The sequence below is a fragment of the Nocardia sp. BMG111209 genome, from assembly GCF_000381925.1.
Taxonomy (GTDB): domain Bacteria; phylum Actinomycetota; class Actinomycetes; order Mycobacteriales; family Mycobacteriaceae; genus Nocardia.
In genome coordinates, this window is the sequence record NZ_KB907307.1 from 2,754,241 (window position 1) to 2,774,217 (window position 19,977).

Here is a 19,977-nt window from a genome sequence, read left to right on the forward strand (position 1 = left end):
TGGGACACTGACGGGTATGCAGCGGCCCGAGCCGACGGATCCGGGCGAACCCGCACCGGTTCGCCGGCCGGTGCTCGCGCGTCTGCGTACCGCGCGCGGTGGCGGCGGTCCGGCCGCGACGAGCCGGCGACCACCGGCGCGGACCGGGGCGGCCGCACTGCGCCGCGGGATCGCCGACGTGACCCTGGTCGTCGTGGTCGGCCTGGTGGACATGGCCGTCTGGGGCGGGGCGCACCGCGATCTGACCGGCGGCGGCCGGCTGCCGTGGTGGGGACTGCCCACGCTGACCGTGGCCCTGTGTTGCGCGCTACTGCTGCGGCATCGGTTCCCGCTCACCGTGTGGGTGGCGACCTGGTTGTTCACCGCGATCAATCTCGCTGTGCCGCAATACTATCCGTTCGCCTATCTGCTGGTGGCGGTGTACACGGTCGCGCGGCGGGCGCCGAGCCCGGCCGCCCGTCTGGTACTCGTCGCCTCGGCACTGCCGCTGACCCTGTTCAGCTACCGCTCCGCCCGGTCCGCCGCCCAGCACGAGGTGGGTGGTTTCCTGCCCGCCGCCGCGATCTGGGCGATCATCCTCGCCGTCGCCTGGGGCCTCGGCCGGCTGGTGTACAGCCGGGAACAGCACGCGCGCGCGGAACGGGAGCGGCTGGTCGCGGCCGCCGAACAGGCGCTGGCCGAACAACGCCTGCAACTCGCGCGCGAACTGCACGACAGCGTCTCCGGCGCGGTCGCCGGCATGATCCTGCACGCCGCCGCCGCGCGGGCCATGACCACCGGCGCGGATCCGCGGGTCGGCCGGGCGCTGCACGTGATCGAGCAGGCGGGTGCGCAGGCCATGACCGAACTGCACTCCATGCTGGGCCTGCTGCGCTCCCCCGGCGCGGCCGCCCCGCAACACCGGTTCACCGAGGTCGACGGCCTGCTCGACACCGCGCACCGCACCGGGCTGCGGGTGCGCAGCGAGGTCACCGGCCGCGCCCGGCCGCTCCCGCCGGAGGCCGATCTGGCCGCGTACCGGACCGTCCAGGAGTCGCTGACCAACGCCACCAAACACGCCGGCCGGGACGCGTCGGTGGCGCTGGGCATCACCTGGACCGACGCCGCGCTGGACCTCACCGTCCGCAGCCGCGGCCACGGCGCGCCACCCGCGGCGGCCGCGCTGTCCTCCGGCAACGGCCTGCGCGGCCTGCGCGAGCGGCTCGACGCACTCGGCGGCGAACTGCGCTACGGACCCGACGGCGACGACTGGTGCGTGCACGCCACGCTGCCCGCGACCCCGGACGGGCTGTCGTGACCATCACCGTGGTCGTCGCCGAGGACGAGGCGCTGGTGCGCGCGGGGTGCGTCCTGCTGCTCGGCGCGGCCGCCGACATCGAGGTGGTCGGCGAGGCGGGCGACGGCGCGGCCGCCGTGGCCGCGGTCGAAACCTGTTCGCCCCGAGTGATTCTCATGGATCTGCGGATGCCGGTGCTGGACGGCATCGCGGCGACCCGGCAGATCACCGCGGCCCCCGGCGCCCCGGCGGTGCTGGTGCTCACCACCTTTCACGACGCCGCCGCGGTGCAGGAGGCGCTGGCCGCCGGCGCGAGCGGTTTCCTGCTCAAACAGGCCGCCCCGGCCGACCTGGTCGAGGCCGTCCGCCGCTGCGCCGCCGGCGACGGCTGGCTCGATCCCGCGATCGTGGGCGGCGTCCTGGACACGCTGCGCCGCGCCGGTCCGCGCGCGGCCTCCGCGCCGGCCGCCCTCGCGGCGCTCACCGCCCGGGAGCGAGAAGTGCTGGTGCTCATGGCACACGGCCGTTCCAACGCCGAGATCAGCGCCGAACTGTTCATCAGCGAGGCCACCACCCGCACCCACGTCGCGCACGTGATCGGCAAGACCGGCTCCCGCGACCGCACCCAGGCCGTCGTGCTCGCCTACCGCAGCGGGCTCATGGGCTGACCGGAACGGTTGCGGCGGTGGTGGTTTCAAGGAAGCGGCGGATGCGTGCATCGGTACTGCCGAAGATCTCGCCGGGGGTACCGATCGCCACGACGGATCCCTTGTCCAGGAACAGGATCCGGGACGCGACTGCCCGCGCGAAGGACATCTCGTGGGTGACGATCAGCATGGTGTATCGCTGATAGCACTTCTGGTCGGTTCGCGGACCGCCGACGCGCCGGCCCGCGGGCTGGCCCAGTCCGTCGCGGAAACACTCGAGCAGTCGGGGCACATCACCTTCGTGGTGGACGCCGGCGCGGTCACCGCCGCCGCGCTGGTCGACGGCGACACCACCGACCCCACGGTGGACAATCTGGTCGCCGTGGTCGACGCCGCCGACGCGGTCGTGCTGATCTCCCCCGCGATCCGGGCCGGGCATTCCGGCACCAGCCGGCTGCTGCTGGAACTGCTGCCCGACGACGCGCTGGCCGGCCTGCCGGTGGTCACCTTCACCACCGGGGCCGCCGGGACCGGTCTCGACGCGGACGCGGGCCGCGAACTCGACTCCGCGGTCCGTGCGCTCGGAGGCGTTGTGCTGCAGGACAATCTGCGGATCTCGGTCTTCGACATGACCCGGCACGCCTGCGCGACCGTCCTCGACGAACGGGCCCGGACGCTGGTCCGCGCCGCGCTGGCACGCCTGCACCGCGCGCTCGGCGATACCGCCGGTGATCCGGGCGACCGCGCCGAGCTGATCGATGAACAGGCCGCGCTGCGGCGGATCCGCGACGGCGCCCTGCTGCTGGACGTGCGGTCCGATCCCACGCTCGGCGCGGGCCTGCTACCGGGTGCGGTCCATGTCCGGAAGGCCGATCTGGCAACACTTTTCCGTCCCGCCGAGCGCGGGCATCCGGCACTGACCGGACCCGAACGGGAGATCGTCGTGGTCTGCAATTCCGAACAGGGATCCGGTGCGGCCGTGCGGCAGTTGCGCGCCTTCGGCTATCGGCGGCTCGCGCACGTGCGCGGCGGGGCGGCACCACTGGCCGCGGCACTGCACGACCGCGCCACCACCCCGCACTGACCTCAGACCTCGAGGTCCTCTTCGATGGCCTTCAGCCGGTGCCGGGCCAGGGCCAGGTTGCCGTGGTGGCGATCGATCGCGAGGTACAGGAACAATCCGCGCGAACGGTGACCGCGGGCCGGGCGGATGACATGGTATTGGCCGCCGAGGGTGATGAGCACGTCCTCGATCTCCTGATCCAGGCCGAGCAGTTCGATCGTGCGCATCTTGGCGCGGATCAGATCGGTGTTGCCGGCGGCCGCGACCTCGACGTCCAGGGATTTCGACGCGCTGACCGCGCCGAGCGACATCCCACTGGTGTAGTCCACGACCGCGGCGCCGATCGCGCCGTCCAGCAACATCATGTCCTTCAACGCAATCTCGATCTGCGCCATGGCGTTTCCCTCTCTTCGGGGGGATTCGACTCGGGCCCCCGCGCGGCCCGACGCTACCGATCGATCCGCCGCGGCACACGGCGAACCCCGAAGAATTCCACGAGGTATGTAATTAACAAATCATGCAAGCAGGCAAATCACGTTCCCGCACATGCGGGTTCGCGTGATTGCTAGACTGCGCGGACGCCAGGCGGTGCCTGCGCCGGTGCCGGCATCCAGCGGAGAGGAAGTAGCCGACCAGTGCCCGGAACGACCAGGCCGCTCCATCAGATGAAAGCCGACTTCTTCAAGACGCTGGGGCATCCGGCGCGGATCCGGGTCCTGGAACTGCTCAGTCAGCGGGACCACACCGTATCGGAGATGCTGGCCGATATCGGTGTCGAAGCGGCCAGCCTCTCCCAGCAGTTGTCGGTGCTGCGCCGCGCCGGACTGGTGACGGCCCGCCGCGAGGGACTCTCGGTCACCTACGCGCTGACCACCAGCGAGGTCGCCGAACTGCTCGCGGTCGCTCGGGCGATCCTCACCGGGGTCGTCGCGGGTCAGGCCGAGGTGCTCGAACAGTCCGCCTGACCGGTCAGGCCAGCGTGGCCAGTCCCTCGGCGAGCGGGGTCAGCACCTCGGGGCCGTGCGGCGGCGCCAGATAGACGATCGCCAGGTCCAGGCCCTCGGCGCCCAGTGCCGAGATCTGCTCCAGGGCCGGGCCGATCTCACCGTTCTCGCCCAGCCGGACGTGGCTGGACAGCGTGATCTCCGCCGGATCGCGGCCGATGTCGGCGCAATGCTGGTGCAGCACATCGCGTTTGCGCGCGAATTCGTCCGCCGTACCGCCCAGGTAGTTCCAGTGCTGCGCGAACCGGGCCGCGGTGCGCAGGGTCCGCTTCTCGCCGTTGCCGCCGATGCAGATCGGCGGATGCGGCCGCTGCGGCCCCTTCGGCTCGTTGCGGGCCTCGGTCAGGTGGTAGAACCGGCCCTCGAAGGTGGTGGTCGGCTCGCTCAGCAGCCCGGTGAGCACCTCGCACGCCTCCTCGAACCGGTCGCTGCGGTCCCGCAGGCTGCCCAGTTCGATGCCGTAGGCGCCGGACTCCTCCTCGTTCCAGCCCGCGCCGATCCCCAGTTCCAGCCGGCCGCCCGAGACGATGTCCAGCGTGGCGGCCATATTCGCCAGTACCGCCGGATGCCGGTAGTGGACGCCGGTGACCAGCGTGCCCAGCCGCAGCCGGTTGGTGGCCTGGGCCAGCGCGGTGAGGGTGACCCAGCCCTCCATACAGGGGCCCGTCGAATCGGAGAAGATCGGGTAGAAGTGGTCGAAGTTCCAGCCGGATTCGAAGATCTCGATCCCGTCGGCCTCCCGCCAGACGGCCAGCATGTCCGCCCACGTCGTATTCTGCGGCGATGTCTTGAAACCGAAGCGCATACCCCCAGCCTAGGCGGCTGCCGCGGGCCGGGCGCGCCGCTCGGGGGGTTCTGCCGGTACCCGGAACAGCAGACACTTCCCCGTCCGGCGATCACGCGGTTGTCTGGACACCGGACCATGAACTCGCCCCGGACAGGAGAAATATGCGAGGCACCGTTCTGCACGCGCCCGGCGACATCCGTTTCGAGGACCGGCCCGATCCGCGCCCCGAGCAGCCGACCGACGCGATCATCCGCACGGTCGCGACCTGTGTCTGCGGCTCGGACCTGTGGAACTACCGCGGCATCAACGACGTCAGCGGGCCGCTGACGATGGGCCACGAATACGTGGGTGTCGTCGAGGAGGTCGGCGACGCCGTCACCACCGTGCGACCGGGTCAGTTCGTCGTCGGCGGGTTCGCCTATTCGGACAACACCTGCCCCAACTGCCGCTACGGATACCAGTCCGCCTGCGTCCACGGCGGCTTCTTCAACACGTGCCAGGCCGAGGTGGTGCGCATCCCGCACGCCGACGGCACCCTGATCGCCCTGCCCGACCATCCGGACCGGAGCCAGATCCCCGCGCTGCTGGCCCTGTCGGATGTGATGGGCACCGGCTGGTACGCCGCCGTCGCGGCCGAGGTGCGGCCCGGCGACACCGTGGTGGTGGTCGGCGACGGCGCGGTCGGGCTGTGCGCGGTCCTGGCCGCGAAGGAGCTCGGCGCCGAACGCATCATCGCCATGAGCCGCCACGAGTCGCGGCAGAAACTGGCGCTCGACTTCGGCGCCACCGACCTCGTCACCGAACGCGGCGACGACGGCGTCGCGATGATCGAGGATCTCACCGGCGGCGTCGGCGCGGACGCGGTGCTGGAATGCGTCGGCACCGGCGAATCCCTGGCCCAGGCCCGGCACGCCGCCCGCGCCGGTGGCCGCGTCGGTTTCGTCGGCGTCCCGCACGGCGCGGACTTCCCGGCCCAGGAACTGTTCCGCTCCCATGTCGCGCTGCGCGGCGGCGCGGCGCCCGTGCGCCGTTTCCTGCCCGATCTGATCGATCGGGTCCTCGGCGGCCGCATCGATCCCGGCAAGGTGTTCGATCTCACCCTCCCGCTCGACCGGGTCGCCGAGGGCTACCGTGCCATGGACGAGCGCCGCGCGATCAAGACCCTCCTGCTCCCCTGACCCACTCCCCGCGAAAGGATCCGCGCCGTGAAGACTGTGAAACTCGGTGGCCGACTGGAGGTTTCCCGCCTCGGACTCGGCACGATGGGAATGTCGTTCGCCTACACCGGCGCCGGCAGCGACGACGCCGAATCCGTCCGCACCATCCATCGCGCCCTGGACCTCGGGGTGACCCTGATCGATACCGCCGAGGTCTACGGCCCGTACCGCAACGAGGAACTGGTCGGGCAGGCGCTGCGCGGCCGCCGCGAGGAGGCGGTACTCGCCACCAAATTCGGCATGATCTCCCACACCGGCCGCGACGCCGGCGTCCTGGACAGCAGCCCCGCGAGCATCCGCACGGCGGTCGAGGGATCGCTGCGGCGGCTGGGCACCGACTACATCGACCTCTACTATCAGCACCGCGTCGATCCGGCCACCCCGATCGAGGACACCGTCGGCGCCCTCGCCGACCTCGTCACCGCCGGCAAGATCCGGCACATCGGCCTGTCCGAGGCCGGGCCGAACACCATCCGCCGCGCCCACGCGGTCCATCCGATCACCGCCCTGCAATCGGAATACTCGCTGTGGACCCGCGACCCCGAACCCGAAACCCTGCCCGTACTAGGGGAACTCGGCATCGGATTCGTCGCCTACTCCCCGCTGGGCCGCGGATTCCTCACCGGCGCCATCCATTCGACCGACGGCTTCGACGCGCACGACAACCGCAAATCCAACCCCCGCTTCACCGGTGACAACTTCGCCACCAATCTCCGCCTGGCAGAAGAGGTCCGGCAGATCGCCACCGACGCCGGCGTCACCCCGGCCCGGATCGCGCTCGCCTGGCTGCTGTCCCGCGGCGACGACATCGTCCCCATCCCGGGCACCAAGCGCGTGTCCCGCCTCGAGGAGAACGTCACCGCCGCCGACCTCACCCTCACCCCCGAACAGCTCAGCCGCCTGGACAATCTGACCCCGCCCGCGGGTGATCACCACAACGAGGCCCAGATGCGGATGATCGAACGCTGACACCGGCCCCCGGTGGCGCCCGGCGGGGCGCCACCGGCCGGACCGCTCAGCGGTCGGCGTCGGTGTAGCGGATGATGCCGCGAATGTTGCGGCCCTCCAGCATGTCCCGGTAACCGTCGTTGATCTTCTCCAGCGGATACTGCCGGGTGACCATGTCGTCGAGGTTGAGCTTGCCGACCTGATACATCGACAGCAGGTGCGGGATGTCGTAGTGCGGGTTGCCGCCGCCGAAGATGGTGCCCTGCAGGTTCTTCTGCATCAGGGTCAGCATCGAGAGGTTGAGGGTGGCCTGGTTGTCCATCAGGCTGCCCATGGCGGTGACCACGCAGGTGCCGCCCTTGGCGGTGAGGCCGAGCCAGGTGTCGACGTCCTCGCCGCGCGCGTGCCCGACGGTGACGATCACCTTCTTCGCCATCCCGCCCGCGGTGATCTCCGCGGCCGCGCCGGTCGCCTCCTCGATCGTCGTGAAGGCATGGGTGGCACCGAATTTCAGTGCCTGTTCGCGTTTCCACGGCACCGGGTCGACGGCGAAGATGTGCCGCGCGCCGGCGTGCACGGCGCCCTGGAGCGCGGAGATGCCGACCCCGCCCAGGCCGATGATCGCGACGTCCTCACCGGGGCGGACGCCGGCGGAGCGCACGGCCGAGCCGTACCCGGTGGTCACACCACAGCCGACCAGGCAGGCGACCTCGAACGGGATGGACGGGTCGATCTTCACCACCGAACTCTCGTGCACCACGGTGTACGGGGCGAAGGTGCCCAGCAGGGTCATCGGGAAGACGTCCTGCCCGCGGGCCCGGACCCGGTGTGTGCCGTCGGAGACCGAGGTGCCGGCCAGCAGCAGCGCCCCGAGGTCGCACAGGTTGCGCATTCCGGCCTGGCAGGAGGGGCACTTTCCGCAGGAGGGGATGAACGACAGCACGACATGGTCGCCGACAACGATGTCCTCGACACCCTCGCCGATCTCGACGACCACCCCGGCGCCCTCGTGGCCGCCCAGCACCGGGAAACCCGCCATCGGGATTCCACCGGTGACCAGATGATGGTCGGAATGGCACATGCCGGCCGCTTCCAGCTGGACCTTCACCTCGTGCCGGCGCGGATCGCCGATCTCGATCTCCTCGATCTGCCACGGCTGATCGAATTCCCAGATGAGTGCACCCTTGGACTTCATCGTCTGCTCTCTTTCCGGCACGGACCGCTACCACCGTGCGGGATCTCCACAGGGTGCAGGCCTGCGCGAATCCCGATGGTACGCCGCCGGGCCGCGCCGCAGATCGGATGCGGCGATCCGGTTCGCGCCGCCGCGGATTCAGGGTTCGACGACCAGCGCGGTGCGATTGAGCACGACCCAGCGGCCGCGCGACCAGTAGGCGTCGACGCCGCGCAGCGCGGCGTACCGGCCCAGATCGGAGATCACGGCGAGCTTGTCGGAGGCGGAGGTGATCGACTCGATCCGCTCGTCGAGCGACCACCCGCCGCGGTCGGCGGCGGCCATCCGGGTCAGCAGACTCGACTGCTCCCGTTCCAGCGCCAGGCTCAGATCGACGACGTCCGCGGTGCGCGCACCCGGTTTCAACGCCATCCGCAGCGGCCGCGTCCCGGCCTCGGCCGCGGCCGGGACACCGGCCTCCGGCGGCCCCGGAATCGCGTGGATGCCGCTGCCGCGCTCCACATCCGTGGCGGCCGGGTACGCGCCGGTGCGCCACCGGCCGGAACCCGTCGCGGTCGGGCCCCGGCGTGGGCGGGTTCAGGGAGCGACCGGGATGTCCAGCCTTCCCGGGCCCTGCAGGGTCACCGTACTGTCGCGGGCGGTCTCGCTCGCGTAGAGCGGATCCTCGGTGGCGAGGATCAGAACGAGCCTGTGGCCGAGCGGGATTCGATAGTCGGTGGCCTGTAATCGCAGGGCGATCGCGGTGGACTGCCCCGGACCGGCGTTGTGGACGGTGGTGGCCGCGTGGGTGACGATGCGGAGGTTCCCGGTGAGCGGATTGAGGTCGAAGAGGTAGGCGACGACCGTGGCCGCGTCGGTGGAAGGGGTTATCGTGAGCCGGAATTCGGGGAATCCGGCGATGTGCTGCGGCCGCGCGAACGGGGCCGGGGTCGCCCACACCGCCGCGGTCGCGCGGTCGACCTCGGCGAACTTCTGCCGTACCGGCATCAGCAGTCGTTCCAGGAAGCCGTCGAAGACCAGCTGATTCACGGCGTGGACGTGCGGATCGCCCGCGCGGATGGCCTGCCGCAGCTCCCCCGGCGGCTCCGGAACCAGTGTGCCGTCGGCGGATCCGCCGGCCGGGGCGGCCAGATGGTACGTGCGGATCGGCTGGGCCCACGATCGCAGGTCCGGCGCCGTGGCCACGGTGAAGCTGTACATGGTCTCGGTGTGCACCACGCCGTCGGTGTCGATCCCGTTGTCGATGCCGCGCACGAAGCGGTCCAGCCAGTCGTAGGCCGCCTCGCTGGTGCGGGTGTAGACACCCAGCAGCATGCCCGGAATCTCCACCGCCCCATGGTCGCCGACCGCCAGATCCAGGCGCTTGGGCCCGGGGAATTCGCTGAAATAGTCCAGCAACTGGTTCTGCGGGAAGATCGTCTCGTGCCAGTAGCTGGTGAAGAAGGTCGGCACCGGGCGCCGTTGCCCGACCGGCACCGCCGCGGGCGATCTGCGGCCCGCGTACTCCAGTACGGCCTCCCGGTTGATGTTCGCCCGGAAATCCGCGAGCACCTCCAGCAATTCGGCGCTGGGGTGTTCGCTGATCGAGGCCAGCGCCTCGGCGGCCATGATGTGGCGGGTGTCCTCGTAGAGCAGCGCCTCACCCAGATCCGCCCAGGTACTCAGGGCGACAACGGCTTTCACCCGCTGGTCGACCTGCGCGACCAGCTGGCTGATGCCCGAGCCGTAGGACAGCCCGACCATGCCGATCCGATCGGGATCCGCGTCGAGCTCCGGATGTGCCAGCGCCCAGTCGATCACGCACCGGGCATCGGCGACATCCTCGGGTCCGGCCACGGTCAGCTCACCGTCCGAACCCGGTAGCCCGCGTTCGGTGTAGGCGACGACCGCGTATCCGCGCAGCAGCAGCCTGATCAGGGCCCCGGAGTACATCTTCCAGCCGGCGGGGTCGAGGCCGGCGGGCAGCACGATCACCGGATGCGGGCCCGCGATCAGCGGCCAGGCGACCATGGCGTCGAGCAGGACGCCACCGGCCCCCGGTATGCGCGCCGCGCCGAAGAGGCTCTGGGAGCGGAGGGCGGCGATATCCTCGGCCAGGTAGGCGGGGACGCCGGCGGGGTCGCCGGTGAGCAGATCGTTCACGACGGCGCGCGCATCGGCCTCCTGATCGGGGGAGAGCAGGCGCAGCGGACGGTATTCGGGCATGATCGTATCCCTTTCGAAATTGCAGTTATTCCGTTGCCACAGAATGGATTCGCGACGAAAGGCAGATAACGCGGAGCCGGATTCCGAACACCCCCGCGTATCGATGATCATACCGCCGCGGCGATGTCCGTACGGGCCGAATCGATCGAACGATCTTGCCGCATAAGCATTTTCAAACCGGACAGTGCTCATCGGAGCGGCCGGCGCCGAATTGCCCGGCGCGACGGTCCGGCCGTCGAATGCGACGTCCCGGACTTCCGGGAACAGAGAGATGGATCACAGTGTATCTAACGATCGCTAAGTAGCCGCTACTGTCCGAGACAGCCGGTCGATGAGCGAGTGGCCTCCGCGGCGGGCGAACTCTTCACCGGCCGATCTCACACAGGAGGATATGACCATGGAACTCAACGGCGCGGTCGCACTGGTGACCGGTGGCGCCTCGGGCCTGGGCCTGGCCACCGTTCGCGAGCTGCATGCCCATGGCGTGAAGGTGGCGATCGTCGATCTGCCGTCCTCGGCGGGCGAGACGATCGCGAAGGAACTGGGCGACGGCGTGATCTTCACCCCCGCCGACGTGACCAGCGAGGAGCAGATCACCGCGGCGCTCGACGCCGCCGCCGAGCTGGGCCCGCTGCGCATCGCGGTCAACTGCGCCGGCATCGGCAACGCGATCAAGACCGTCGGCAAGCAGGGCGCGTTCCCGCTGGCGGACTTCACCCGCGTGGTGAACGTCAACCTGATCGGCACCTTCAACGTCATCCGCCTTGCCGCCGAGCGCATTTCGGCGACCGAGCCGGTGGGCGAGGAGCGCGGCGTGATCATCAACACCGCATCGGTCGCGGCCTTCGACGGTCAGATCGGCCAGGCGGCGTACTCCGCGTCCAAGGGCGGCATCGTCGGCCTGACCCTGCCGGTCGCGCGCGACCTCGCGAGCCTGAAGATCCGCGTGGTCACCATCGCGCCGGGCCTGTTCCACACCCCGCTGTTCGCCGCCCTGCCCGAGGAGGCCGTCGCCTCGCTCGGCGCCCAGGTGCCGCACCCGTCGCGGCTCGGCGATCCCGTCGAATACGGCGCCCTGGCCCGCCACATCGTGGAGAACCCGATGCTCAACGGCGAGACCATCCGCCTCGACGGCGCCATCCGGATGGCCCCGCGCTGATCGTGCCTCGTGCGGCAGCGGCGATGCCGCCGCTGCCGCACGATCCCTAAACCTGCTCGGCCGCTTCGTGATACGCCATCATGGTGGTGACGAACAGCCGCCGTTCCGCCGCACTGAGCGGCGCCAGCACCCGCCGCCACGCCCGCGCGCCCGGCGCCAGCCACGTCTCGATCGCCCCCCGATGCGCGTCGGCGATATCGACGATCTTCTGCCGCCGATCGGCCTCGTTCTCGCGCCGGGTGAGAATGCCCTTGCGGCTGAGGTCGCCGATCATCAGGCTCGCCGTGGTCGGGGCGACGCCGAGGCGGCCCGCGAGTTCGTTGACGGTCATCGAACCGTCGAACAGCAATAGCGACAGCAGCGACAGATGCCGCGGCGTCAACTCCATGCCGGCCAGCTCCGGCGGCACCGGCAGCCGCTTGACCCGGCCCATGATCTGCGGCATCAGCAGCAACAGATCCCGGATCGACCGATCCAGATCGTCGTCGCCGTCCTCCCGGAGCCCGGCATTGGTTGACACCGCACCACCCTCCAAATATCTTTGGTTACAAAATTATTTTGTTGTAAGTCGGAGTCGGCCCGGCCGATTCGCCCGGCAGGAGTGACATGACCATTCTGGTAACCGGTTTCCGGGGCAGCATCGGCGCCCGGGTGGCCGCCGTGCTGACCACCGCCGGACACGAGGTGCGGGGTACCACCCGCCGACTCGGCGATTCCCCGGTACCCGGTGTGGAACTCGTGGAACTGGATATCGACGATCCCCGTACCGCCGACGCCGCCCTCACCGGCGTCGACACCCTGTTCCTCTATCCCACCAGGGGAAATTCGGAAGTCTTCCTCGCCGCCGCGCGGGAGCACGGCGTGCGGCACCTGGTCCTGCTGTCCTCACCCGCGTCCTTCGAGGCGGGCGAGCACGACCGCATGATCGGCCTCGTCCACCGCGCGGCCGAGGAGCGGGTCCAGCACTGCGGCGTCCCCGCCACGATCCTGTACCCCGGCTGGCTGGCCACCAACGCCCGCCGCGACTGGGCTCCGCAGATCCGCGAACGACACCGGCTGGGTATCGCCTACCCGGACTCGCAGATCAACCCGATCCACCCCGACGATATCGCCGAGGTCGCCGCGGATCTGCTGACCAGCGAGACACATCGCGCCCGCTGGCACCTCCTCACCGGCCCGGCCGTCCTCCGGCTCCGGGACGCCGTCGCCGTCATCGCCGACGCGATCGGAAAACCCGTCCCCATCGACGAATGGGACCGCGCCGCCGCCCTCGCCGCGCGCCCGCCGGCCCTGCCCGAACCCGTCCTCGAGGTGCTGCTCGACGTCGCCGCCGCCGCGGTCACCACCGTCCCGCTGATCACCAACGCCGTCGAGCGCATCACCGGCCACCCACCCCGTCCCTTCGCCGAATGGGTACGCGCACACCGCGATTGCTTCCTCCCCTGAGGACCGGTCCGCTCGGCAGAACCGGACGATCGCCGGCTGCGGCACCATGTCCGGATCGACTTCGCGGGCCGGGCCGGCGGGCCCTCAGATCAGGTGAATACCGTTGCCGCCGTCGGTGATCGGGGCGGCGGCCGGATCGGCGGGGTGCGGGCTCGGATCGAGCGTGGTCTCGTGCCGGGCGTCGACGCCGCGGACGAACGAAATGTGAAGTGCGCCGGGCTCGTCGGCCGCACGCAGGGCCGCGTACAGGGCGGTGACGGAACGGAGGTCCCGGTCGCCGGCGCGCAGGAGTACGTCGCCGGTCCGGATTCCGGCGGCCTCGGCCCGGGAACCCGGCTCGACCTCCCGGACCAGCAGCCCGGTGTACGCGGGCAGTCCGACCGCCTCCCGCATCCGCACGGCGACGTGCGCCGGGGCCAGAGTCATTCCCAGCCTGGGTGATTCGTCGTCGGGAACCGATCCTTCGAACGACAGCAGCAATCGGCGCAGGATGTCCTCCAGCGCATGGCGCTGCTCGGGATCGAGGGCGGCGAGCAGCCGGTCCTCGACGGCCAAGTGCGCCGGGGTGACCCGGTCGAACAGATCGCGCCCGGCCGCGGTGAGCGCGACGAGGGTGTTGCGCCGATCCGCCGGATCCGGCGAGCGGGTGACCAGCCCCTGCCCGACCAGCCGTTCGACGCGCACGCTGATCGTGCCCGAGGTCAGGCCGAGTTCGCGCATCAGATACCGCTGCGAGACGCCGCCGTCGCTCTCGTGCAGCCGCAACGTCGCCAGCGCGACGTAATCCGGTCCGGTGAGCCCGAATTCGGCGAATCCGGCCTCGATTTCCGCCTCGAGGATACGCCGGACCCGCCCGAGCCGCTGGATCACCGCGACCGGTGAGTGGTCGAGGTCCGGATGCAGGCGGGCCAGGCCCGCGACGACCCGGTCCACGGAATCCCTCGGGCCCTCGGAGCCGGCCTGCGTGCGGGTTGACGACGACACCCGGTCAGCTTACGCTTCGGATCAATAGCTTGAACTCAATCTATTGATCCAAGTCAAGAGATGGGTACCGATGGATCTGCAACTGCAAGGCAAACGCGCGCTGGTCACCGGCGCTTCGAGCGGCATCGGCCGGGCGATCGCGCTCGGATTGGCCGCCGAGGGCGTCGCCGTGGTCGTGCACGGCCGCGACCGCGATCGGGCCGAGGGCACCGCCGCGGCCGTCACCGCCGCCGGTGGCCGGGCCGCCGTCGTGCTCGGGGATCTGGCCGCCGACGCGATGGCGACGGAGGTGGCCGAACGTGCCGCCACGGCGTTCGGCGGGATCGACATTCTGGTGAACAACGCCGGCGGCCTCGGCGCGGACGGCTGGACCGCGGCCACCCCCGCGGATTGGCTCGGGCTCTACAACACCAACGTCGCCACCGCGGTGCGCCTGATCCGGGCACTGACCCCGCGGATGCGGGAAGGCAAGTGGGGCCGCGTAATTCAGATCGGCAGCGCGGCGAACCCGAATCCGCTGCCGCTGCGCGCGGCATACAGCGCGGCGAAGGCGGCGCTGGCCAACCTCACCGTCGGCCTGTCGAAGGAACTCGCCGCCACCGGGATCACGGTGAACACCGTCAGCCCGGGCCCGGTTCTCGTCGACGGCTGGTGGGACTTCGCGCGGACCTTCGCGCGGGGCCACGGCCTCGGCGACGACGTGGCCGCCGCCACCCGGATGCTGCTCGACGGCCCCCTGGCCAACCCGTCGGACCGCCTGGTCGAACCCGCCGAGATCGCGACCGCGGTGGCCTTCCTCGCCAGTCCGCGCAGCGCGTCCGTGAACGGCGCCAACCTCCGCATCGACGGCGGCCTGGTCCCCACGGTCAACTGAGCACCGCGCGACCGCCGCGGTCGTAGGCTGGAGGCATCATGACCCTCGACGAGGTCACCGCGGAGCTCTACGGGATACCGCCCGCCGAGTTCGTGGCCACGCGCACCGAGCGGGTGCGGCAGGCGCGCGACGCCGGGGACAAGGCGCTCGCGGCGGCGATCGGCGGGCTACGGCGGCCGACCGTGGCGGCGTGGGCGGTGAATCTGCTGGCCCGGGCCGACGGCGACGAGGTCGGCGCGCTGCTGACGCTCGGGGACGCGTTGCGCGACGCACAGCGGCGGTTGTCGGGCGAGCGGTTGCGCACCCTGACCACCCAGCGGCAGCAGGTGGTCAACGCGCTCACCCGCAAGGCCGGTGAACTGGCCGCGGCGGCCGGGCAGCCGCCGAGCGAATCCGTGCTCCGCGACATCGGCACCACGCTCAACGCGGCCCTCGCCGACCCGGCGGTCGCGGACCGGGTGCGTGGCGGGACGCTGACCGCCGCGGCGAGTTACGAAGGATTCGGCCCGGCGGGTCTCACCGCCGTCCCCGGCGAACCCGAGGCGGAGCGGACCGTGACCCGCCCCGCGAAATCCGCCGGGAAACCACGCGCCCCCCGGCCCGATCCCCGGGACGAGGCGCGCCGGGAACTCGAGCGGTTGCGCGGCGAGATCGAAACCGCCGGTGCCGCAGTGACTTCCGCCGAGACCGAGCACGAGGCCGCCGGGGCCGAACTGGCCGCCGCGGAATCCGCGATCGCCGGGCTGCGCGCGGAATTGGCGCGGGCCGAGGATCGGCGCCGCTTCACCGCCGCCGCCGAGCGGGCCGCGCGGGAGAAGTCGCGCCGCGCCCGGCAGCAATTGCAGGGGCTGGAGCAGCGCGCCGAGAAGATGCGCGAACAACAGTCCGCCGGATGACGCGAGTGACAAGTCCCTCCGGAACCCATCTTGCATAAGTGAGCGCTTACTGAGAAGTTGGAGGTGTACAAGGCCCGCCGCCGGCACCGGACCGCGGCTGCGACGACGACCCTGGGGCCGGGACCAGACAGAGGAGAGCGCACGATGCCGAGGCCGAACTGGCAACTGCTTCCGGATCCGGAACCGCAGGAGCGTAGTTACTCGATCATCTCGGTGGACGACCATCTCACCGAGCCCGCCGACATCTTCGTGAAGCGTTTCCCGGCGAAGTTGCGCGACCGGGCGCCGCAGGTCATCACGACGCCCGACGGCTCGGAGGCGTGGATCTACCGGGATCGGCTCTATCGCGACAACGGGATGAGCGTGGTGGCCGGCCGGCCGCAGTCGCAGTGGAGCCTGGATCCGCTCAATTTCGACGAGATGCGCCGCGCCGCATGGGATGTGCACGCGCGGGTCCGGGACATGGATCTGGACGGCATCTGGGCGTCGCTGTGCTTCCCTTCCGGCGCTTGGGGTTTCACCGGCCGGGTGCTGTCGATGAACAACGACACCGAGGTCGGGCTCGCCGCGGTCCGGGCCTGGAACAGCTGGATGCTCGAGGAGTGGCACGGCGCCTATCCGGAGCGGTTCATCCCGATGCAGTTGCCGTGGTTCAAGGATCCGGTGCTCGCCGGTGAGGAGGTCCGCCGCAACGCCGAACTCGGCTTCACCTCGGTGTCGTTCCTAGAGTCGCCGCATCTGCTCAAGCTGCCGCCGATCACCGATCACAAGCACTGGGAGCCGTTCTTCAAGGCCTGCGAGGAGACCGATACGGTCCTGTCCCTGCACTGCGGCGCAAGCGGTTTCGTCCTGCAGGGCTCGCCCGGGGGCGGGCTGAACGTGCAGACCTCGCTGTTCCCCGCGGGTGCGTTCTGCGCCGCGATCGACTGGGTCTGGGCCGGGATCCCGGCGCTGTACCCCGATCTGAAGATCGCGCTCAGCGAGGGCGGGATCGGGTGGGTGCCGATGGCGATCAACCGCCTGGACTACGTGCTGGAACATTCCGGCGCGGGCGCCGGTGCGTGGTCCTACGACGTGACCCCCAGCGAGGCGCTGCGCCGCAACTTCTACTTCTGCATGCTCGACGACCCGGGCACGCTGGATCAGCGGCACATGATCGGCGTCGATCACATCATGTTCGAAACCGACTTCCCGCATGCCGATTCGACCTGGCCGAACTCACAGCAGTTGCTGCGCAAGCGTTTCGCCGACATCCCGCAGCACGAGGCCGTGGCGATCGCGGGTGGTAACGCCGCCCGGATCTTCCGTCACCCGCTGCCGCAGGACACCGCCTGGCCGGCCATTCCGGCACACTGACGCGCGGCCCGGCCGCCGGGCCGCCACGCGGTCGGACGACCGTGGCGGCCCGGCGACGGCACGCGGATCACGCGCTCGGGCAACCGCCGTCCCGCACGGCGGCGATCGTGCACAGGGTGGCGTGCGGGTAGTACGGGCCCATGACCGCGGCGGCCTGCTCGGGCGTGCCGTCGACCGGCACGTTCTGCACGGCCTGCGCGAAATCGGTGGCGGGCAGCATGTTCCGGATCAGCATCGCCTCGGGCGTGGCCGGATGCTCGCTCGAGGTCGGCACGAACGTCACGCCGGGGACGGCCTCGATCTCGGCGCGCTGCGCCTCGGCGCCCACCACATAGGTGTAGTCGCCCGCGGCGTCGAGCACGGTCTGTTCGTCGGTGCGGCAACCGCTGTCGATCGAGCCGTCGGCGGCGGTGTCGACCACCACCGGGCCGGGCAGCACCGCGAGGTTGGTGCAGAACGAGAAATACCGGACCTGGGTACCGGATCCGGGTGGCCACACCACCGGCTCGGTGCCGGTAGGCGCCTTCGGCGCCCGGCCGCGCACCACCATCACCCGGCCGTCCGCCGACGGCGTGAAGGTGGTGGCGAGATAGGCGTTGTCGACGTTGGGGAATGCGCCGGCGCCACTGGCCCGGCGGAATCCCGTTGTGGCGGAGGGCTTGTCGCGCCTGCTGATACCCGCCTCGCCGAGCGCCGACGTGACGGCGCCCAGCAGCTCGTTGCCCCCGCCGACACACGCTGCGAGCGTGCGCGTTCCGGCGCCGTCGCTGATCCGCACCTCGGGCGGCCGGATCGACGCCGCGTCCCCGGCCGGCAGGTATTCGCGGAAGACGAGGTAGCCCCGGCCATCGGTCGCGCCCCCGGGCGACAATGCCAGCGCGTTCGGCACGTTGGGATCGGAAGTGGCGTTCACCGTGTAGGTTCCGGCATCGCCGGGATGCTGCCACGGGTTGTTCGTGCCCGGGTCCGGCGCGATCCGGTAGTCGGGCAGCGCGGACGCGAGGCCGCCGGCGGTGAAGCTGCTGAACCTGCTGTCGTAGGTGTTGAACGACATGTACCGGGCCTGCGGGAACTGCCCGGTGAGCGTGATGGTCGTGCCGGGACGCGCCTCGTACGGCAGGATCCAGTACCACGCACCGGTATCGGGCAGTGCGAAGTTCACCTGCCCGATCGTGCGCGGCGACAACTCACCCTGCCAGGCGCACCGCCCGGCCGGGGGCGCCGCCGGTTCGTCGGCCGAGGCGGTCGCCCCGATGCCGGTGGCCGCGGCGACGGTGACACCGACGGTCAACACTGCGTTCAGGACGTCTCGCACGCGCCTGATCCTCCTCTGCTCGGCCGCTGCCGCAACGGCAGCGCCACCACAGAATATGAACCCGGACCCCCGGACGCCCCACGGCCGCAGAGAATCCAACCGAATCCACACGAACCGGAGGACCCACGGCCCGCCCGATCCGCTCAGTTGTTCTCCGGATGCCCGTCGTGGATCCGGTTGAGCACCCAGGTGTCGCGCCCGCTGGCCTTCGCCAGGTACAGGCCGGTATCGGCGTCGTCGATCAGCTTCTCGGTGTCGACCCCCGCGATCGGGGTCAGGACCGCGCCGACGCTCGCCGAGATCGACAGCACCTCGCCCGCACCGATCGGGATGGGCTCCCGCAGCGACGCGAGCGCGACACCGGCCGCGTCGTTCACGCATTCGGCGTCGCACGGCGGCGAGAGCAGCACCACGAACTCGTCGCCGCCGATCCGGGACAACATCACCGTCGGCGACCCCAGGGCGGCGTCCAGCCGCCGTCCGACCTCGATCAGCACCCGATCGCCCACATTGTGCCCGTACCGGTCGTTGATCATCTTGAACGCGTCCAGATCGATGAAACACAGGCCGATGCTCTCGGCGGGGTCGGCGTCCTCCACAATGGCCTGCAGCCGCTCGAGCAGGCATCGGCGGTTGGGCATCCCGGTCAGCGAGTCGTGATGCGCCTGCCATTGCAGTTCCTGCTGCAGTGCGCGGCGCTCGGTGATGTCCTCCCCCACCGCGACGAGATAGATCTCGGGATCGGATTTGCCGTGCACCAGCGTCATGGTCCAGGAACCCCAGGCGATGGTGCCGTCGGCGCGGCAGAATCGGCCCTCGAAATGCGCGGTGCCCTGCTTCCGTTTGAACAGCCGGGTGACGCACAGGCGTAATTTCTCCCGGTCACCGGGCGCCATGAAATCCAATCCGGACATTCCGATCATGTTCTCGCGCGACATTCCGACCATGCGCTCGGTGGTGGGATTCGCGTCGATGGTGATGCCGTCGACGTCGTAGATCGCGATCGCCACCGCGGCATTGTCGAAAACGACGTGGAAGAGTTCCTCGGCGGTCTGCAACCGGCTGGTGCGCGCCGCCAGCAGTTCGGTGGTGTATCCCCGGGACAGTTCCCCGGTCAGCGCCCCGAGCCGCCGCGTCGTATCCGGTGCGGGCAGCCGTTCGGCCAGCTCGGACAGCATCGACGAGGTCGGGCCCAGCACCGCCGGGGTGGTCAGCTGCGCCCGGGCCATGGCGACCCCGACCCGATGCGCCGGCTCCGGATCGAACGGCTCCGCCGACAGCGCGGCATCCAATTCCGCGATCCATCCGGCCATCCGATGTTCGATGCCGTCACGCGCGGACGAGGGCAGCGGATGGCAGCCCACCACGGCGGCCGACCATTTTCGCGCCGTTTCGACGACCTCGCGACTGTCCACCGCGGGAGTACCTTCCTGCACGGTCGATCCGATGTAAACCGTCCACTCACCACTCCCCAGCATACGAAACCCGTCGAGGAGACGACGATATCGAGTGATCCTCTGCTTTCATTCTTTTTCGGCACGATGATAAAAGTCACGAAACGGCCGCGGTCGACCCGCACCGACGGCCGCGACGGGTGCGGATTTC

21 protein-coding genes are annotated in these 19,977 nt (G+C 70.4%); 11 read left to right on the forward strand and 10 right to left on the reverse strand.

Going from position 1 to position 19,977, the window contains the following annotated elements; genetic code table 11:
* Window positions 1-16: 16 nt before the first annotated feature.
* Window positions 17-1,297, forward strand: coding sequence for a sensor histidine kinase (locus tag G361_RS0112690; protein WP_019927457.1), 1,281 nt, complete (start codon window positions 17-19; stop codon window positions 1,295-1,297).
* Entirely contained in the window at window positions 1,294-1,944 is a 651-nt protein-coding gene (locus G361_RS0112695; RefSeq protein ID WP_019927458.1) for a response regulator transcription factor, read from the forward strand. Before G361_RS0112690 ends, G361_RS0112695 begins: the two co-directional genes overlap by 4 nt.
* Here G361_RS0112695 and G361_RS49370 read toward each other — a convergent pair.
* Window positions 1,934-2,113, reverse strand: a complete 180-nt coding sequence (locus tag G361_RS49370) for a hypothetical protein (protein WP_155981426.1) — start codon at window positions 2,111-2,113, stop codon at window positions 1,934-1,936. The genes G361_RS0112695 and G361_RS49370 overlap by 11 nt on opposite strands.
* On the opposite strand from G361_RS49370, the gene G361_RS46890 reads away from it, so the two are divergent.
* Complete coding sequence (locus tag G361_RS46890; RefSeq protein WP_019927460.1) at window positions 2,096-3,007, forward strand: rhodanese-like domain-containing protein; 912 nt, start codon at window positions 2,096-2,098, stop codon at window positions 3,005-3,007. The two genes, G361_RS49370 and G361_RS46890, sit on opposite strands and share 18 nt — an antisense overlap.
* Before the next feature lie 2 nt (window positions 3,008-3,009).
* Here the strand turns inward: G361_RS46890 and G361_RS0112715 are convergent, their stop codons facing one another.
* On the reverse strand, window positions 3,010-3,381 hold the full coding sequence (locus G361_RS0112715) for a hypothetical protein (RefSeq protein WP_019927461.1): 372 nt from the start codon (window positions 3,379-3,381) through the stop codon (window positions 3,010-3,012).
* Window positions 3,382-3,651: 270 nt separating this feature from the next.
* Between G361_RS0112715 and G361_RS0112720 the strand changes: the two genes are divergently transcribed.
* Window positions 3,652-3,951, forward strand: a complete 300-nt coding sequence (locus G361_RS0112720; RefSeq protein WP_019927462.1) for a helix-turn-helix transcriptional regulator — start codon at window positions 3,652-3,654, stop codon at window positions 3,949-3,951.
* A gap of 4 nt (window positions 3,952-3,955) precedes the next feature.
* Here the strand turns inward: G361_RS0112720 and G361_RS0112725 are convergent, their stop codons facing one another.
* Complete coding sequence (locus tag G361_RS0112725; RefSeq protein ID WP_019927463.1) at window positions 3,956-4,795, reverse strand: LLM class F420-dependent oxidoreductase; 840 nt, start codon at window positions 4,793-4,795, stop codon at window positions 3,956-3,958.
* A gap of 143 nt (window positions 4,796-4,938) precedes the next feature.
* Here G361_RS0112725 and G361_RS0112730 point away from each other — a divergent pair, with 143 nt between their 5' ends.
* Together G361_RS0112730 and G361_RS0112735 are read left to right on the forward strand one after the other, a co-directional pair.
* Window positions 4,939-5,955: a zinc-dependent alcohol dehydrogenase family protein gene (locus G361_RS0112730; protein WP_019927464.1), complete on the forward strand. Its 1,017-nt coding sequence runs from the start codon at window positions 4,939-4,941 to the stop codon at window positions 5,953-5,955.
* A 36-nt stretch (window positions 5,956-5,991) separates the two neighbouring features.
* On the forward strand, window positions 5,992-6,963 hold the full coding sequence (locus G361_RS0112735; protein WP_369797913.1) for an aldo/keto reductase: 972 nt from the start codon (window positions 5,992-5,994) through the stop codon (window positions 6,961-6,963).
* Between the two features lie 46 nt (window positions 6,964-7,009).
* On the opposite strand, the gene G361_RS0112740 is transcribed toward G361_RS0112735, so the two are convergent.
* The 3 genes from G361_RS0112740 to G361_RS43445 form a co-directional block, all read right to left on the reverse strand.
* Entirely contained in the window at window positions 7,010-8,137 is a 1,128-nt protein-coding gene (locus tag G361_RS0112740; protein ID WP_019927466.1) for an NDMA-dependent alcohol dehydrogenase, read from the reverse strand.
* Window positions 8,138-8,275: 138 nt separating this feature from the next.
* A complete protein-coding gene (locus tag G361_RS0112745; protein WP_019927467.1) occupies window positions 8,276-8,638 on the reverse strand; it encodes a hypothetical protein in 363 nt (120 codons plus the stop codon).
* A gap of 75 nt (window positions 8,639-8,713) precedes the next feature.
* Window positions 8,714-10,342, reverse strand: a complete 1,629-nt coding sequence (locus G361_RS43445; protein ID WP_019927468.1) for an alpha/beta fold hydrolase — start codon at window positions 10,340-10,342, stop codon at window positions 8,714-8,716.
* A 397-nt stretch (window positions 10,343-10,739) separates the two neighbouring features.
* Between G361_RS43445 and G361_RS0112755 the strand changes: the two genes are divergently transcribed.
* Entirely contained in the window at window positions 10,740-11,501 is a 762-nt protein-coding gene (locus G361_RS0112755) for a 3-hydroxyacyl-CoA dehydrogenase (RefSeq protein ID WP_026342976.1), read from the forward strand.
* Window positions 11,502-11,547: 46 nt separating this feature from the next.
* On the opposite strand, the gene G361_RS0112760 is transcribed toward G361_RS0112755, so the two are convergent.
* Window positions 11,548-12,021: a MarR family winged helix-turn-helix transcriptional regulator gene (locus tag G361_RS0112760; RefSeq protein WP_231386863.1), complete on the reverse strand. Its 474-nt coding sequence runs from the start codon at window positions 12,019-12,021 to the stop codon at window positions 11,548-11,550.
* An 86-nt stretch (window positions 12,022-12,107) separates the two neighbouring features.
* Between G361_RS0112760 and G361_RS0112765 the strand changes: the two genes are divergently transcribed.
* Window positions 12,108-12,947 (forward strand): SDR family oxidoreductase, encoded by an 840-nt coding sequence (locus tag G361_RS0112765; RefSeq protein ID WP_019927471.1) that lies wholly within the window; start codon window positions 12,108-12,110, stop codon window positions 12,945-12,947.
* Between the two features lie 84 nt (window positions 12,948-13,031).
* On the opposite strand, the gene G361_RS0112770 is transcribed toward G361_RS0112765, so the two are convergent.
* On the reverse strand, window positions 13,032-13,931 hold the full coding sequence (locus G361_RS0112770; RefSeq protein WP_155981427.1) for a MarR family transcriptional regulator: 900 nt from the start codon (window positions 13,929-13,931) through the stop codon (window positions 13,032-13,034).
* 70 nt (window positions 13,932-14,001) lie between these two features.
* Here G361_RS0112770 and G361_RS0112775 point away from each other — a divergent pair, with 70 nt between their 5' ends.
* The 3 genes from G361_RS0112775 to G361_RS0112785 all read left to right on the forward strand — a co-directional run bounded on the left by G361_RS0112775 (window position 14,002) and on the right by G361_RS0112785 (window position 17,057).
* Entirely contained in the window at window positions 14,002-14,805 is an 804-nt protein-coding gene (locus G361_RS0112775) for an SDR family NAD(P)-dependent oxidoreductase (protein ID WP_019927473.1), read from the forward strand.
* Window positions 14,806-14,843: 38 nt separating this feature from the next.
* Window positions 14,844-15,701, forward strand: coding sequence for a hypothetical protein (locus tag G361_RS0112780; protein WP_019927474.1), 858 nt, complete (start codon window positions 14,844-14,846; stop codon window positions 15,699-15,701).
* A 144-nt stretch (window positions 15,702-15,845) separates the two neighbouring features.
* Window positions 15,846-17,057 (forward strand): amidohydrolase family protein, encoded by a 1,212-nt coding sequence (locus G361_RS0112785; RefSeq protein WP_019927475.1) that lies wholly within the window; start codon window positions 15,846-15,848, stop codon window positions 17,055-17,057.
* Between the two features lie 67 nt (window positions 17,058-17,124).
* On the opposite strand, the gene G361_RS0112790 is transcribed toward G361_RS0112785, so the two are convergent.
* Window positions 17,125-18,372 (reverse strand): hypothetical protein, encoded by a 1,248-nt coding sequence (locus G361_RS0112790; RefSeq protein ID WP_026342977.1) that lies wholly within the window; start codon window positions 18,370-18,372, stop codon window positions 17,125-17,127.
* Window positions 18,373-18,515: 143 nt separating this feature from the next.
* A complete protein-coding gene (locus G361_RS43450; RefSeq protein WP_019927477.1) occupies window positions 18,516-19,787 on the reverse strand; it encodes a GGDEF domain-containing protein in 1,272 nt (423 codons plus the stop codon).
* Between the last annotated feature and the right edge of the window lie 190 nt (window positions 19,788-19,977).